The following is a 15,600-nucleotide window of genomic DNA, read 5'->3' as shown; positions in this document are numbered from 1 at the left end:
ACATCGGATGGAAGCATATACGGGGTTTGCAGCAGTCTATGATATTTTCATGGACAATGTACCTTATGAAGAGTGGAGCAGCTATCTCCATGGTCTGCTTCTGGAGCATGGAATTGAAGAAGGGATCGTATTGGATCTGGGATGTGGGACAGGTGCGATGACAGAGCGGCTGGCAGCATTCGGATATGATATGATCGGAGTGGACAATTCAGAGGATATGCTGGAGCTTGCCATGGAAAAAAGAGTACAGTCAGGGCAGGATATTCTGTATCTGTTGCAGGATATGCGGGAATTTGAATTGTACGGTACAGTGCGTGCGGCAGTGAGTGTCTGTGATTCGGTAAATTATATTACAGAGCCTGAAGAGCTGAAAGAGGTATTCCGGCTGGTGAATAATTACTTAGATCCTGAAGGCGTCTTTATTTTTGATTTTAATACAGTATATAAATATAAGGAAGTAATGGGAGATACCGTTATAGCGGAAGACCGTGGTGAATGTAGTTTTATCTGGGATAACTATTACTATGATGAGGAAAAGATCAATGAATATGATCTGACGCTGTTTATCAGGGAAGAGGGAAAAGAGAAAAATTTGTACCGGAAGTATCAGGAGACGCATTATCAGAGGGGTTATACATTAGACGAGATGAAAGAGCTGATTCAAGGTTCAGGGCTGATCTTTGAGACTGCTTATGATGCATTTACCCATGAAGCACCGACAGAAAAAAGTGAACGGATCTATATCATAGCAAGAGAATATGGAAAGTTACAGAAATAAGCAAGAAATTTTATGATGAGAAAGGAAAAGAAGAATGAAAGATTATATTGTCAGGGCAACCGCAGGAAATACGCAGATCCGTGCTTTTGCCGCAGTAACAACGAACCTGGTAGAAGAGGCGAGAGTCCATCATCAGACAAGTCCGGTTGCAACAGCAGCTCTGGGACGGCTTCTGACCGGTGGAGTCATGATGGGAAGCATGATGAAGAATGATACCGATATGCTGACGATCCAGATCAAATGTTCCGGAGATATTGAGGGGCTGACAGTGACGGCAGACAGTCAGGGAAATGTAAAAGGATATGTATTTAATCCGGATGTCATGCTGCCACCAAAGAATGGAAAGCTGGATGTAGGCGGAGCATTGGGCCAGGGAGTTATGACGATCATCAAAGATATGGGACTGAAAGAACCATATTCCGGTCAGACAATCCTTCAGACCGGTGAGATCGCAGAAGATCTGACGTACTACTTTGCAACGTCTGAGCAGGTTCCGTCTTCCGTAGGACTGGGTGTACTGATGAACGGAGATAATACGGTCAGAGTTGCCGGAGGATTTATTGTTCAGGTTATGCCTTTTATTGAAGATGAAGTATTAAATAAACTGGAAGAAAATATTAAAAAGATCCGTTCTGTCACAGCTATGCTTGATGATGGACATACGCCGGAACAAATGCTGGAGCAGGTGCTGGAAGGACTAGATCTTGAGATCACGGATACGATGCCGACACAGTTCTACTGTAACTGTTCTAAAAAGAGAATTGAAAAAGCAATCATCAGTATTGGAAAGAAGGAAATTCAGGAGATGATTGATGAAGGAAAAGAGATTGAAGTAAAATGTCACTTCTGTAATACAGCCTATCATTATTCAGTGGATGAATTAAAAGAATTATTAAAAAAGAGCAGATAAATTTTTAAAGTTCTGCAGGAACGGACTGAGAATGAAAATGATAAAAATCCGGACTGAGGAACGGATCAGCGAAAGGAGAAGCATATGAGACATGGATTTGTAAAGGTTGCTGCGGCAACACCGGATATCCGGGTCGCAGATGTAGAGTTTAATAAAGAGAATATTTGCAGAGGGATTGAAGAAGCAGAAAAGGCGAACGCAAAAATACTGGTGTTCCCGGAACTGTGTGTGACAGGATATACGTGCAGTGACCTGTTTGACCATGCGGTTTTACTGAAGGCAGCGAAAAAGGCTCTGTTGGAGATCGCAGAGTTTACCAGAGACAGGGATCTGCTGGTGTTTGTGGGAGTTCCGCTTGAGGTGGATGGAAAGCTTTACAATGTGGCAGCAGCCCTGAATCATGGAAAGATCCTGGGACTGACGACAAAGACATTTCTTCCGAATTACGGGGAATTTTATGAGATGCGTCAGTTTACTCCCGGACCGGAGAAGGCGAGATATATTTCTTTTAACGGAGAAGAGATCCCGTTCGGACCACAGATTCTTTTCCAGGCAGCAGAAATGGAAGATCTGATCGTTGCAGCGGAGATCTGCGAGGATGTGTGGTCACCGGTTCCGCCGAGTATCGGTGCGGCACTGGAAGGAGCAACTGTGATCGTAAACTGTTCCGCAAGCGATGAGACGATCGGAAAGGATACGTATCGCAGAGAGCTGATCGCAGGGCAGTCTGCACGACTGATCGCAGGATATATTTATGCAAATGCAGGAGAAGGAGAATCAACAACGGATCTTGTCTTTGGCGGACATAATATTATCGCAGAAAATGGAACAATCCTGAAAGAAAGCGGTCGCTATAGAAATGAAATTATTTACTCGGAGTTTGACCTTGAGAGAATTACGGGAGAAAGAAGAAAGAATACGACATTTCAGACAGCAAAGGAACGCAGCCTGATCCGGGTAGGATTCCAGATAGAAAAAGGAGAAACTTCTCTGACGAGAACATTTCCAAAGAAGCCGTTTGTTCCGTCAGATGAACAGACGAGAGCTGCACGATGCGAGGAGATCCTGACGATCCAGGCAATGGGACTGAAGAAGCGTCTTGCCCATACCAATGCGAGAACCGCAGTGGTAGGAATTTCCGGTGGGCTGGATTCTACGCTTGCCCTCCTGGTTACTGCGAAAGCATTTGATATGCTTGGAAGGGATAAAAAAGATATTCTTGCGGTGACGATGCCGTGTTTTGGAACGACAGACCGTACCTATCAGAATGCCTGTGAGATGTCGAAAAAGGTCGGGGCAACTCTGATAGAGGTGCCGATCGCCGAGGCGGTGAATATCCATTTCCGGGATATCGGACACGATCCCGAGGATCACAGTGTCACTTATGAGAATGGACAGGCACGCGAGAGAACGCAGGTATTGATGGATCTTGCGAATAAGACGTGGGGCATGGTTATCGGGACAGGCGATATGTCAGAGCTTGCACTTGGCTGGGCAACCTACAATGGCGATCATATGTCCATGTACGGGGTGAATGCCTCTGTGCCTAAGACATTGGTACGCCATCTGGTCAAATATGCTGCGGATGATACGGAAGATGAGCAGCTCCGGGAAGTACTGTATGATGTACTGGACACTCCGGTAAGCCCGGAATTACTTCCGCCAAAAGACGGAGACATCGCACAGAAGACAGAAGATCTGGTGGGACCGTATGAATTGCATGACTTCTTCTTATATTTTATGCTTCGCTTTGGATATGAGCCTGCAAAGATCTATCGTCTTGCCTGCAGTACTTTTGAGGGGGAATACGACAGGGAAACGATCCTGAAGTGGCTGAAGACATTCTGCAGGAGATTTTTCTCCCAGCAGTTTAAGAGATCCTGTCTGCCGGATGGCCCGAAAGTGGGAACTGTGGCACTTTCTCCGCGTGGTGACTGGAGAATGCCGAGTGATGCCTGCGTTGCTGTATGGATGAAAGAACTGGAGACTTTATAAAAAGAAAAGATACGATAAAGAGAAAATGTAAAAAAAGAAAAGATGCTTTTCCGGAAATGGCAGATACACCCGGTCGGGAGTAAAGGTCAGATCAAAGAAAAGCATCTTTTTCAGTATAGTCCTGATTGGCACTGAAGGAAAAAACTGCTGCAAAAAGCTTCACAGTAAAATTCTTATACAGCGGCGATCACTTCTACTTCGCAGAGGACTCCTTTGGGAAGATCCTTTACAGCAACGCAGGAGCGGGCCGGATTTCCGGTGAAATATTTTGCATATACGGCATTGAATGCTGCAAAATCAGCAATATCAGCAAGGAAACAAGTTGTCTTTACAACATCTGTAAATGCTGCATTCTGACTGTCAAGCAGTCCTTTGATATTCTTCATGACCTGTTCAGCCTGTTCCTCAATGGTAGTTCCGACCACTTCACCTGTCTGTGGCGAAAGAGGAACCTGTCCTGAAAAGAAAGCAAATCCATTCACAACAACTCCCTGGGAATATGGTCCGATCGCAGCCGGAGCCTCTTTGGTTTCTACATATTTTAACATGATCTCTACCTCCATTTTTCTGAGTAAAAATTACTATAAATCATTATAAACCCGGCCTCGGATTTTTGCCACCCTAAATTTAAAACCATATTGAAGACGAAAAAAAATAGTGATATCCTATATCTGAAAAAATGGTCAGTTGCGTATTGCAGCGTGAATGAAAGAGAAAGGAGTGCGGCAGTATTATGAAAGCAGTACAGCGTGATATGACGGTGGGAAAGCCGATGAAAGTAATTATAAATTTTACATTGCCGATTTTTATCGGAAATGTGTTTCAGCAGTTTTATAATATGGCAGATGCTGTGATCGTGGGAAAGTTTGTCGGTACGAAAGCACTGGCAGCAGTCGGAAGCACCGGAACGATCATGTTTCTGATCTGGGGCTTTGTCGCGGGAATGACAGCCGGATTTACGGTTCTGACAGCACAGAAATTCGGAGCGGGCGATATGGATGGAATGAGGAAGACTGTTGCGGGGGCAGGCATCCTTTCTTTGGGAATCGGACTTTTTCTGACGATTGTATTTATGGCATTTATGAAACCACTTCTGATTCTTATGAATACACCGGAGGATATTTTCCGGGATGCATATGCTTATATTATGATTGTCAGCGGAGGAATCCTTGCACAGATGCTGTATAATCTTCTGTCCAGTATCCTGCGTGCGTTGGGAAACAGTAAGTTGCCGCTTTATTTTCTGATTATCAGTGCGGTGCTTAATATTTTCCTGGATCTGCTCCTGATCATCGTCTTCGGACTGGGAACTGCAGGAGCCGCCATTGCAACCGTTGTCGCACAGGGAATATCGGGACTTCTCTGCCTGGGCTATATCATGCTGAAGCTTCCGATACTGCATCTGAAAAAGGAGGACCGGCACGTAGGAGGTCAGATCTACCTGACGCAGATCCGCATCGGTCTGCCAATGGCATTGCAGTATTCCATTACAGCGATTGGAACTATGATGGTGCAGACTTCGCTGAATATTCTCGGTTCTACACTGGTAGCGGCATTTACTGCGGCAAATAAGATCGAGCAGGTAGTGACGCAGGCATATGTGGCAATGGGGACAACCATGGCAACTTACGGGGCACAGAATATGGGAGCGGGCAATGTCCCGAGGATTCGCCAGGGATTCAAAGCATGTACGATTCTGGGAGTTATTTATTCTTTTATTGCAGCAGCATTTGTTATGACTGTAGGAAAATATATGACTTACTTATTTGTTTCAGAAAATGTTGGTGTGATCATGGATTCGGTGGAGATTTATCTGTGGTGTATTGGAATCTGTTTTATTCCGCTTGCTGTAGTGAATATTTACAGAAATGGAATCCAGGGACTGGGCTATGGACTTCTTCCAATGATGGCAGGAGTGGCAGAACTGGTCGGAAGAGGTGCTGTTGCAGTGGCTGCGGCAAAGCAGAGAAGTTATACCGGAGCCTGTATGGCCAGTCCGGCAGCATGGATCCTTGCGGGATCGCTGCTGCTGGTCATGTATTACTATATCATGAAAGTTGATATGAAAAAGATTTTCGGAAAGTCATCCTCATAACGCAGGGAGAGAGAACAGGAGTCTGCCGTTATATTCAGACTTTCTTCAGAAAAAGAAGGGAAAAGATACATACGATCCCCTCTGTTACCGGGAGTGACATCCAGATCCCGGTGAGTCCGAATAAATGAGCCAGAAGAAAAGCGGCCGGGATGATCAGCAGGAATCCTCTTAGAAGAGAGAGGATAAATGCCTGTTTTGGGTGGTCCGTGGAACTTAAAAATACTGCGGCAACGATATTGATGCCGGAGAAAAAGAGGCTGGTAAAGTAGATCCTCATTCCGTCGGCCGCAATGGAAGTAAGGGCGGTGTTCTGATCTTTATTGAACAGATCAGCAATGGGGTCAGCCAGCAGGAAGATAACTGCGTAAGAAAGCAGAGCCAGAAGCAGAGCGGTCAGGAGTGCATAGCATCTGATCTGATGGCGGACCGGCTGTCCTTTTTTTCCTGGATGGCTGCTGACGATGGGCTGGATTCCCTGAGCAATGCCGGTGGAGATGGCAATAAGAACCAGTGCGATGTTTGCAAGGACCCCATAGGCAGCGACACCGGTATTCCCGCTTAAATCCAGGAGCAGGAAATTAAATACGAGAATCACGATCCCGGAAGAAACTTCAGTGATCAGGGAGGAGACACCTAGAGAACAGATCGAGGAAGCTGTGCTGAGGGAAGGTTTTGTCTTCATCAGCCGGAAGTGGCTGTTTCCTCTCAGAAAATGAGTGGAAAGAATCCCCATACTGATGAGCGGTGCGGTAGCTGTGGCAAGGGCGGCACCTACCATGCCAAGATTCAGAGGATAAATGAAAAGGTAATCCAGCAGGATATTGGAGAGGCTTCCGATGATCATTCCTGCCATGGATAAAGCGGGTTCACCGTCATTTCTGACAAAGCATACGAGAAGGTTATTGGCCAGAAATAAGGGGGCAAATGCCAGCAGGATACGGATATAGGGGACGGCAAAAGGGAGTGTCCGGCTGTCTGCTCCCAGGAGAAGGCATAAAGGCTCTGCCCCAAGAAGTCCTGTCAGTGCGAAAAAAATAGCTGCGATGACTGCCAGCAGGACGGACTGTGTAAAGACTGTGCGGTGCGTTTCTCCTTCCGGGTGCGTGGAGGAGAGGGAATAACGTGAACCGCCTCCCATTCCGATCATGAGACCGGTTCCGTTGAGCAGACTGTATGCAGGCAGAACCAGGTTCAGGGCGGCAAGTGCATCGGAGCCAATGCCTCTTGCAATAAAAAAGGTATCAGCAAGAATGTAGCAGGAAAAGCCGATCATTCCGAGAACATTCGCAGAGACATATTTCAGAAAAAGTGAAAAAATATGCCCGGAAGTGTCGGAACTGTGGATAACTTTTGTATCTGACATAAAAAACTCCCTTCTGAGTGCGGTTAGGTGCGGTTAAATGATGAAAAAGGCATTCACTTTTCGTCCCTTCTAATAACCGGTCTGTTACCTGTCTTCAGCCTGTGCATATCACCTGAAAACTGGTCAAAGAGGTATTAGAGCCTGTCGGTCCGAAAATGAATGCCTTACGATCTTACCCGGCGGCAAGATCCACATTTTCATATAAAACTGTAGGTATGATATCATAGATATCAGGGGAAATCAAATCTTTTTTTCAGGATGAATCAGGTGTAAAATAAAAAGACCGAGTGGAAAATGAAGGAGAACGACCGATGAATAAAAAAGAAGTACTGGAGATCCGTAAGCAGTTTTCGCCGAAGAACTGTGCGATCACGAGAATTTGTGGCTGCTATGTGGATCATGAGAAAAATAAAAAGATGGAATCGAAAGAAGCCTTTCTTTCCCTGCCGGAAGAAGAGGCATTTAAATATTTTGATATTTTTAAGAAGACACTTTCGGGTTCGATCGGTAAAAATATGATTAATATGGAATTTCCAATCGATGCGGAAATGCCGGGAGGAACGCAGGAGTTCCTGCTGAAACTCCGTGACAGCAGACTGGAAGATGATATGCTGCTGGAAGAATTTTACGACAAGGTGATCGCTACTTATGAATATGCGGAGAATTATTATATTATTCTGATCCATGCCATGTATGATATTCCGGGAAAGTCTTCTGATGATATGGAAATGTTTGACGCTTCAGATGAAGTATATCAGCATATCCTCATGAGTATCTGTCCGGTGAGTCTGTCCAAGGCGGGACTTAGTTATAATGCAGAGGAGAATTGTATTCAGGATCGTATCCGTGACTGGATCGTGGACAGACCGGATAAGGGATTTTTATTTCCGGCGTTTAATGACAGAAGTACAGATCTTCACAGTGTTCTTTATTATACGAAGAAGTCGGAAGATCTTCAGCCGGAGATGATCGACCAGCTTTTGGGAGCTAAGATGCCGATGTCTGCTGATACTCAGAAAGAGACATTTCAGATGATTATCGAGGATACACTGGGAGAGGATGGAGATTATGAAACGGTCCGTAATATTCATGAGACGCTGAATGAGCTGATTGAAGAGCATAAGGAAGACCCTGATCCGCTTTCTCTGGATAAGACGGATGTGAAAAAAATATTTGAGCAGAGCGGTGTTTCCAATGAAAAGATGGAAAATTTTGATCAGAATTTTGAGGAAAATGCAGGGGAAAAGGCATCGCTTCTTGCATCCAATATCGCAGAGACGAAGAAGTTCAATATTGAGACCCCGGATGTGGTGATCAAAGTCAACCCGGAGCGGATGGATCTGGTAGAGACCAGAATGATCGACGGAAGGCAATGTCTGGTGATTCCGGTGGATGATCATATTGAAGTGAATGGACTCAATGTCAGAACGATGAAAATAAAGACAGAGTGAGAAGCGAAAAGCCGAGAGACTGGTTAGGATATCCGTTCGGGAGTATTTCCTGCATGAGAAGAAATACTCCTGAACGGGATTTTTTCTTTGAAGTATTTGAAATCGTATCTGAACGGGATTTCTATGCGTTCTGAGTTTATAGGATGGTATACTGCATCAGTTCATAATGCAGCGTACATCCTTCAACGATTTCTGCAGGGAGCAATGCCCTGGCAACAAGTTTCAATTCTTCATCCGGCAGATCAGTTCGTCTTAAATGAGCATAATCTCCGTCAATCTGCTCAACAATGTAATCGCATACCAGCATTTTGAAATCTCCTTTCTTTCATTCGCTCGCTAACGCTCATTATATCATGATCGGCATCGATGATGCCTGGAGCTGCTTTGCAGCGATCATGATCGTCATTCGCCACTCGCACTGAAAAAGCAATGCTTTCTCCTGATCGTTAACGCTCATTATATCATACAGAAAAAAGAAATGGCAAATTACTTATTATAAGCAGATTTACGAGGAAGAAGGGCTTCAGGGATTGCTGGAGCAGTTGTGATGTGATAAAAACAGAGTGAGTATATAGTTCTGGTTTATAAGCCGGTGACCTGGAGGAAGAGGTGACTGGTTTTTCTCTTAAAAAATCCTCCTGTTTTTTCGTGAAATCTTACAAAAATCAATTCCCGTCTTTGTGTAAAATTCCAAAATTGAAAACGATACCAAAAATAGCTTTGACAAATCGAAAATCAGGGTGTATTGTGTAATCACAACAAAGAAATACAGTAGCAACAACAAGGAGATGATAAATTGGCAACGATATCAGATGTGGCAAAGCTTTCAGGATTATCAGTCTCTACCGTATCAAGAGTTATCAATAATAAGCCTCATGTATCAGAAGCAAAAAGACAGCGGGTACAGGAGGCGATGGATGCACTGGGATACAGTCCCCTGCAGGCAGCAAGACAGATGAGAGGTTCCGGTTCAGGAAATGTGGCTGTGGTTGTTCCGACGATCACGAATAACTTTTTTGCTCATCTGGTTGATTCAATCGAAAGAACATGCAGCAAATATGCATACAGGACGTTGATCATCCAGACTTACGGAGAACGGGCAGGAGAGGAAGAAGCATTGAATCTGCTTCGTATGCAGCACGCAGACGGTGCAATCCTCTGTGCGATTGAGAACCAGTGGGAACTGATCAGGAAGTTTACCCAGTATGGCAGGCTGGTTGCATGTAATGAGTACAATGAAGACCATGAGATCTCAATGATCTGTGGAAGACAATATGAGGGATTTCAAAAAGCAACCGAGTATCTTTTAGGTAAAGGACATCAGAGAATCGCTTACTGTACAGGAGCAAAAGCGTTGGTTTTACAGCCAAAGGGACTGAATATCGACAGTGACCGCTACAGAGGTTTTATTGAGACATTAAGCAAGGCGGGAAAAAGTGCTGACCCGGATCAGATGTTTACGAGAATACATACGATGGAAGATGGAAAGAGAGTGATGAAAAAGATCTTAAATCTCTCTTTGCAGGAAAGACCGGATGCAGTCATTGCAGGAAGTGATGAAGTGGCAGCCGGAATGGTGATCGAAGGACTTGCAAATGGAATCCGGATCCCGGAAGATATTGCAATTCTGGGAGTGGATGACCAGCCGCTGGCATCCTGCATACAGATTCCTCTGACGACGATCCGTCAACCGATTGCTCAGGAAGGCGAGTATGCGGCAAAAGAAATGATCCGTCAGCTCAGGGACGGAGCGGAAGATACGATCCGCAAAGAACTGGATCTTGAATTAGTGATCCGGCAGTCAGCCTGAGGGCAGCAGTAATTTAGTAAATAACCAGTACGAAATCCAGTGCTGGTTTTTAAAAGAAACAAATTGGTAACGATACCAAAAAAGCAAAAATCAAGGAGGAAAAGAAAATGGTAGTATTAGCAAGAGTTGATCAGAGACTGATTCATGGGTTGATCGTAAACCAGTGGGCACCACATCTTCAGGTAAAAAGATTTATGGTGGTAGATGATGTGCTTTGCAATAACGAAGAGATCAAGGCAAGTATGAGAATGGCAAAGCCGGCAGGAACAGGAGTGTCTGTCATCAGCACAGAGACAGCAATCGCCAATTTTAAAGCCGGTAAATATGACGGACAGAGAGTGTTCGTTCTTGTAAAAGAGCCGGAGACACTGATCCGTCTGATGGAAGGCGGCGTCGAGATCCCGAAAGTAGATCTTGGAATTATTTTCAATGAGAATGGAAGAACACCGGTCACAAAATTTATTGCACTGAATGAGAAAGAAAAAGCAGATCTTGAAATCATCAGAAGCAAGGGTGTTCCGATCGTGATCCAGTATGTTCCGACTGATGCAGAAGAGGCATACTGATTCAGAAAAATATATTGATTCAGAAAAAGAAAAGATCAGTGTCAGATAAGTAAAAAATTGAGAGGTGACAGATATGCATATCATACAGGATATATTAATCATTCTTTTGGCAGGGTACATGACGATCGACCAGAATGGTCCGGTTGTTATGTCCTGGTTCTCCGTAATCGTTGGTACAATTTCAGGTCTGATCATGGGAGACTTAAATACAGGTCTTATGATCGGAGGTACATTCCAGTTGATGTCGCTTGGTGTGGCAGCACTTGGAGGAGCTTCTGCCCCAAATTACGGACTTGCAACAATTATCGGTACATTTATCGCAGTCCGCACAGGAACGGGAATTGATGCGGCTGTAGGTGTTGGACTTCCGGTTGGACTTCTTGCGATCCAGTTAGAAGTTGTAGTGCGTATTGTAAATAACTTTGTAGCACATAAGATGCAGAGTGATAATAATGAAGGAAAATGGAAAAACATGAACCGGATCGCATGGGTCGGACCGCTGCTCTGTTCCCTTCAGACAATCATTCCAACAGTGATCGTTGTATGCTTTGGTGCAAATGTAGTGAATTTTATCCTGGATGTGATCCCACAGTGGGTGACAGACGGGCTGTCCATTGCAGCAGGAATGCTTCCTGTAGTCGGTATCGGAATGTTGATGCGTTATATGCCGGTTAAGAAATTCCTTCCATTTATTCTGATCGGATTTGTACTTTCAGCTTATCTGTCCATGCCGGTACTCGGAATTGCGATTGTCGGATTTGCCGCAGCATTCTGGTATTTTACGACAGAAATGAAAAAAGCCGCAGAGGCAGAGAAAGCAGTAGCTGTTACAACAGTGGATGAGATGGGAGATGATTTTGATGAGTAAGATGGAAAATAATACAGTAAATAAAGCAGGCAGCACAGGTGTTGAGCTGAACCTGAATGATGGAACGCAGCGTTATCAGGTAACAAAAAAAGATCTGAAAAAGACAGCCGACAGATATAACTTTATGGCATGTAACATTTTCAATTACGAATCCCAGATGGGTCCGGCTGTAGCATGGGCAATGGCACCGGTACTTCGTAAGATCTATAAAAAAGATGAAGAATACAAAGAGGCACTGAACAACCATTTTAATTATTTCAATTCCACAACAGTCATGTCCAGTATGATCCTGGGTGCGACACTGGCGATCGAAGAGAAGGACGGCATCGAGGCGAAAGAGACAGTACAGTCGTTAAAGACCAGTCTGATGGGACCGTTTGCCGGAGTTGGTGATACGCTGGTATGGGTTCTCTGGCCGACGATCATGGGATCTATTTCAGGATATATGGCACAGCAGGGAAATCCGCTGGGTGCGATCATCTGGTTTATTGCAAACATCATTTTCTGGTTTGTAAAGAGAAAAATGTTTGAAGTGGGATATACTTCAGGAACAAAGCTGATCACAAACCTTGGAAAAAGCCTTACGACATTTACAGAAGCCGCTTCTATCATGGGACTGAGTGTTGTCGGTGCATTGATCGCTTCTTCTGTAAAAATGACAACAGCATTAAATTTTAAAGTCGGGGAAGTTTCACTGGCACTTCAGACCGATATACTTGACAGGATCATGCCATCCCTGCTTCCGGTACTTCTGACAGCACTTGTCTACAAGCTGCTCGGAAATAAGAAGTGGACAGCAACGAAACTGATCCTTCTGATTATTGTTATTGCACTGGTATGCTCTTTCTTTGGAATCCTCACAGTATAGCGGAAAGGAAATAATATCTATGAAAAGAATTTTAGTTACAGCATCTCATCATAAGATGGCAGATGGATTAAAGGATACTCTGAATTTTGTTTCAGGCGGAGTGCAGGAGACGATTGCACTCTCTGCCTATCTGGATAACCAGCCGGTGGAAGAGGCAGTCGATGAACTGATGAAAGGATTTGCAGAGGAAGATGAAGTGATCGTTCTGACAGACCTGACTTCAGGAAGTGTGAACCAGCAGTTTTTCCGTTATCGCAACAGACCGCATACGCACATTGTGAGTGGTATGAACCTTCCACTTGCATTTCAGGTAGCCATGGAGCCGCAGGGAGAATATATCACGGTGGAACGGATGCGTGAGATGGTGGAAGAAGCAAAGAATGAAATAAAATATGTCAATGATATAGCAGATGATGGAGATGACGAAGATGAGTAATAAAACGGCATGGTGGAAAAAGAGTGTAGTATATCAGGTATATCCGAAAAGCTTTTGTGATTCAAATGGAGACGGGATCGGGGATCTGAATGGAATCCGCAAAAAAATTCCTTATCTTGTAAAGCTGGGGGTGGATGTTCTCTGGTTGAATCCGATCTACGCGTCTCCGCAGGTGGATAACGGGTATGATATTTCCAATTACAGAGAGATCGAGCCGACATTTGGTACCATGGAAGATTTTGAAAATCTGCTTGCAGAAGCACATGAGGCAGGTCTGAAGATCATTCTTGACCTGGTTGTAAATCATACCTCTGACCAGCATCCATGGTTTCAGGAATCAAGAAAAAGTAAGGACAATCCTTACAGCGACTACTATATATGGAAAGACGAAGTAATCAATAACTGGGGATCCAGCTTCGGCGGATCTGCCTGGGAGTATGCAGAGGAGCGTGCCCAGTATTATCTGCACTGCTTTGCAAAAGAGCAGCCGGATCTGAACTGGGAAAATCCGAAAGTGCGGCAGGAAGTATATGATATCCTGCGGTTCTGGCTGGATAAAGGAATCGATGGATTCCGGATGGATGTAATTTCGCTTCTTTCGAAAGATCAGAGTTTTCCGGACGGGCCGGTGATTCAAAATAAAGCTTACGGAAGTTATTATGCCGGATGTGCAAATGGACCGAGAGTACATGAATTTCTCCAGGAGATGAACCGGGAAGTATTGAGTAAATACGATATTATGACCGTAGGAGAGGCACCGCATACCAATGCAGATGAGGCGGCTCTTTATACAGATGAATCAAGAAAAGAACTGAACATGGTCTTTCATTTTGACCATATGCATCTGGATTATGATGAGAATGGAAAATATGCAACGAATCGTGTGCCTCTTGTGGCACTGAAAAAAATCATGACGCAGTGGCAGGATAAGATGCATGAGTGCAATGGCTGGAACAGTCTGTACTGGTGCAATCACGATCAGGCGAGAGCTGTGACACGCTTTGGAAACGATTCAGAAGAATACAGAGAAATCTCGGCAAAAATGCTTGGAACATGTCTTCATATGATGCAGGGAACTCCTTACATTTATGAAGGGGAAGAGCTTGGAATGACCAATGCAGATTTTACAAGGATCGAGGAGTACAAAGACGTAGAAGCACTGGATATCTTTAAAGATTTTACAGAAAGAAAAGGATTTTCAAAAGAAGATACCCTCCATTTACTTCATTTGAAGTCCAGAGACAACGCCAGAACTCCGATGCAGTGGGATGCTTCTGAAAATGCCGGATTCTCCGAAGCACAGCCATGGATTCGTGTCAATGCTAATTATAAAAAGATCAATGTAGAAAATGCTCTGGCAGACAGTGACTCTGTTTTCTATTACTATCAGAAGCTGATTGCCCTGCGTCATGAACTTCCGATTATTACGGATGGAGTTTATGAACTGCTGGATGCAGAGAATGAAAAGATTTATGCTTACCTGAGAAAAGGAGAGAAAGAAAGTCTGATTGTTCTTTGCAATTTCACGGATGAGACAGTGGAATACGAGGTGGATGAGTCTGTAAAAGCAGAGAGAAGTGAGCTTGTAATTTCCAATTATAAAGATGCTCCTGAAAAGTTTGCATCAAAGATCACAATGAAGCCTTATGGGGCTTATGTATACTATACAAAATGAGGTAAGAAAAATGGTGTAATCCCGATTATGGGGTTACATCTTTTTTTGCAAGGATTTTTTGCAGTTATACCTGATTTGCAAATAAATCCGTTTCAAGGCTGAGTAAGTTGCTGATTTCCAAAGCTATGTCGTTTAAATTGCAATCAAGTTCTCCCAAAAACCATTGCTTAAGTGGTGATCTTTTTATAGATTGCTTCAGCCAGAAGCCGATGCCCCAGAGCATCCAGATGCTGACGGTCGGTTTCACTGGCATTGGCAACAGAGGCAGCATCGAGAAAATCAGCGTGATACCGGGCAGCAATTTTTTTATATTCAGTGGCAAGGTTCTGAGAGACAAGCTCAGAACCTTTATTAAATTCCGGGTCAAATCCAGGATCGCCGACACCGGGAGCAAGGAGGATCGGTGAGATCACGAGAAGACGAAAAGGGTGGGGAGAACTTTTCTGAGCTTTGGTGATGACCTGTTCCAGTCCCTTGGCAATCGTGCCGGCAGAGGCGTTGTAACGGGTCTTGCAGTCATTGGTTCCGAGCATCAGGATGAGCAGATCCACAGGGGCATGGCTTTCCAGGAGAATACCGATCGTATCCAGTCCACGGCGGCCTTCCCGCAATTCATCGGAAAAGACGGTAGTTCTTCCACAGAGACCTTCTTCAATAATACGGTCATTGGTTCCAAGCTTTTTCTGAAGCAGACCGGTCCAACGGGTATCTGCATCAAAGCGTCCTGATCCGTCAGGGCAATATCCATAAGTATTTGAATCTCCAAAACATAAAATATTCATAAC

At 44.4% G+C, this 15,600-nt stretch carries 15 protein-coding genes; 11 read left to right on the top strand and 4 right to left on the bottom strand.

Annotated elements, in window-relative coordinates; translation table 11 throughout:
* The first annotated feature begins 7 nt into the window (after window positions 1-7).
* The 3 genes from NQ541_RS09010 (at window position 8) to NQ541_RS09000 (ending at window position 3,683) form a co-directional block, all read left to right on the top strand.
* Window positions 8-778 carry a class I SAM-dependent DNA methyltransferase gene (locus NQ541_RS09010; RefSeq protein WP_005612757.1) on the top strand — a complete coding sequence of 257 codons (771 nt, stop codon included), beginning with the start codon at window positions 8-10 and terminating at the stop codon, window positions 776-778.
* A 34-nt stretch (window positions 779-812) separates the two neighbouring features.
* Window positions 813-1,688, top strand: coding sequence for an Hsp33 family molecular chaperone HslO (gene hslO / locus NQ541_RS09005; protein ID WP_005612759.1), 876 nt, complete (start codon window positions 813-815; stop codon window positions 1,686-1,688).
* Between the two features lie 84 nt (window positions 1,689-1,772).
* A complete protein-coding gene (locus NQ541_RS09000; RefSeq protein WP_005612760.1) occupies window positions 1,773-3,683 on the top strand; it encodes an NAD(+) synthase in 1,911 nt (636 codons plus the stop codon).
* Window positions 3,684-3,856: 173 nt separating this feature from the next.
* On the opposite strand, the gene NQ541_RS08995 is transcribed toward NQ541_RS09000, so the two are convergent.
* A complete protein-coding gene (locus NQ541_RS08995) occupies window positions 3,857-4,231 on the bottom strand; it encodes a RidA family protein (RefSeq protein WP_044941135.1) in 375 nt (124 codons plus the stop codon).
* Window positions 4,232-4,416: 185 nt separating this feature from the next.
* Between NQ541_RS08995 and NQ541_RS08990 the strand changes: the two genes are divergently transcribed.
* Window positions 4,417-5,778 carry an MATE family efflux transporter gene (locus NQ541_RS08990; RefSeq protein ID WP_005612763.1) on the top strand — a complete coding sequence of 454 codons (1,362 nt, stop codon included), beginning with the start codon at window positions 4,417-4,419 and terminating at the stop codon, window positions 5,776-5,778.
* A gap of 34 nt (window positions 5,779-5,812) precedes the next feature.
* Here the strand turns inward: NQ541_RS08990 and NQ541_RS08985 are convergent, their stop codons facing one another.
* Window positions 5,813-7,141 carry an MATE family efflux transporter gene (locus NQ541_RS08985; protein WP_005612766.1) on the bottom strand — a complete coding sequence of 443 codons (1,329 nt, stop codon included), beginning with the start codon at window positions 7,139-7,141 and terminating at the stop codon, window positions 5,813-5,815.
* A gap of 311 nt (window positions 7,142-7,452) precedes the next feature.
* Here NQ541_RS08985 and NQ541_RS08980 point away from each other — a divergent pair, with 311 nt between their 5' ends.
* A complete protein-coding gene (locus NQ541_RS08980; protein ID WP_023921184.1) occupies window positions 7,453-8,592 on the top strand; it encodes a DUF4317 domain-containing protein in 1,140 nt (379 codons plus the stop codon).
* 136 nt (window positions 8,593-8,728) lie between these two features.
* Here the strand turns inward: NQ541_RS08980 and NQ541_RS08975 are convergent, their stop codons facing one another.
* Entirely contained in the window at window positions 8,729-8,899 is a 171-nt protein-coding gene (locus NQ541_RS08975; protein WP_005612771.1) for a hypothetical protein, read from the bottom strand.
* Between the two features lie 489 nt (window positions 8,900-9,388).
* Between NQ541_RS08975 and NQ541_RS08970 the strand changes: the two genes are divergently transcribed.
* The 6 genes from NQ541_RS08970 to NQ541_RS08945 all read left to right on the top strand — a co-directional run bounded on the left by NQ541_RS08970 (window position 9,389) and on the right by NQ541_RS08945 (window position 14,815).
* Window positions 9,389-10,402 carry a LacI family DNA-binding transcriptional regulator gene (locus tag NQ541_RS08970; RefSeq protein ID WP_023921187.1) on the top strand — a complete coding sequence of 338 codons (1,014 nt, stop codon included), beginning with the start codon at window positions 9,389-9,391 and terminating at the stop codon, window positions 10,400-10,402.
* Window positions 10,403-10,509: 107 nt separating this feature from the next.
* A complete protein-coding gene (locus NQ541_RS08965; protein WP_005612775.1) occupies window positions 10,510-10,968 on the top strand; it encodes a PTS sugar transporter subunit IIB in 459 nt (152 codons plus the stop codon).
* Window positions 10,969-11,041: 73 nt separating this feature from the next.
* Complete coding sequence (locus NQ541_RS08960) at window positions 11,042-11,836, top strand: PTS mannose/fructose/sorbose/N-acetylgalactosamine transporter subunit IIC (protein ID WP_005612777.1); 795 nt, start codon at window positions 11,042-11,044, stop codon at window positions 11,834-11,836.
* Window positions 11,820-12,704: a PTS system mannose/fructose/sorbose family transporter subunit IID gene (locus NQ541_RS08955; protein ID WP_005612780.1), complete on the top strand. Its 885-nt coding sequence runs from the start codon at window positions 11,820-11,822 to the stop codon at window positions 12,702-12,704. Before NQ541_RS08960 ends, NQ541_RS08955 begins: the two co-directional genes overlap by 17 nt.
* A 19-nt stretch (window positions 12,705-12,723) precedes the next feature.
* Window positions 12,724-13,140 carry a PTS sugar transporter subunit IIA gene (locus NQ541_RS08950; RefSeq protein ID WP_005612782.1) on the top strand — a complete coding sequence of 139 codons (417 nt, stop codon included), beginning with the start codon at window positions 12,724-12,726 and terminating at the stop codon, window positions 13,138-13,140.
* Window positions 13,133-14,815, top strand: a complete 1,683-nt coding sequence (locus NQ541_RS08945; protein WP_023921195.1) for a glycoside hydrolase family 13 protein — start codon at window positions 13,133-13,135, stop codon at window positions 14,813-14,815. Before NQ541_RS08950 ends, NQ541_RS08945 begins: the two co-directional genes overlap by 8 nt.
* Window positions 14,816-14,982: 167 nt before the next feature.
* On the opposite strand, the gene NQ541_RS08940 is transcribed toward NQ541_RS08945, so the two are convergent.
* Window positions 14,983-15,597: an SGNH/GDSL hydrolase family protein gene (locus NQ541_RS08940; RefSeq protein WP_005612785.1), complete on the bottom strand. Its 615-nt coding sequence runs from the start codon at window positions 15,595-15,597 to the stop codon at window positions 14,983-14,985.
* Between the last annotated feature and the right edge of the window lie 3 nt (window positions 15,598-15,600).

Source organism: [Ruminococcus] lactaris ATCC 29176 (assembly GCF_025152405.1).
GTDB lineage: Bacteria > Bacillota > Clostridia > Lachnospirales > Lachnospiraceae > Mediterraneibacter > Mediterraneibacter lactaris.
The sequence above is the reverse complement of the archived record's forward strand: the minus strand, read 5'-3'. Positions and strand labels throughout refer to the sequence as shown.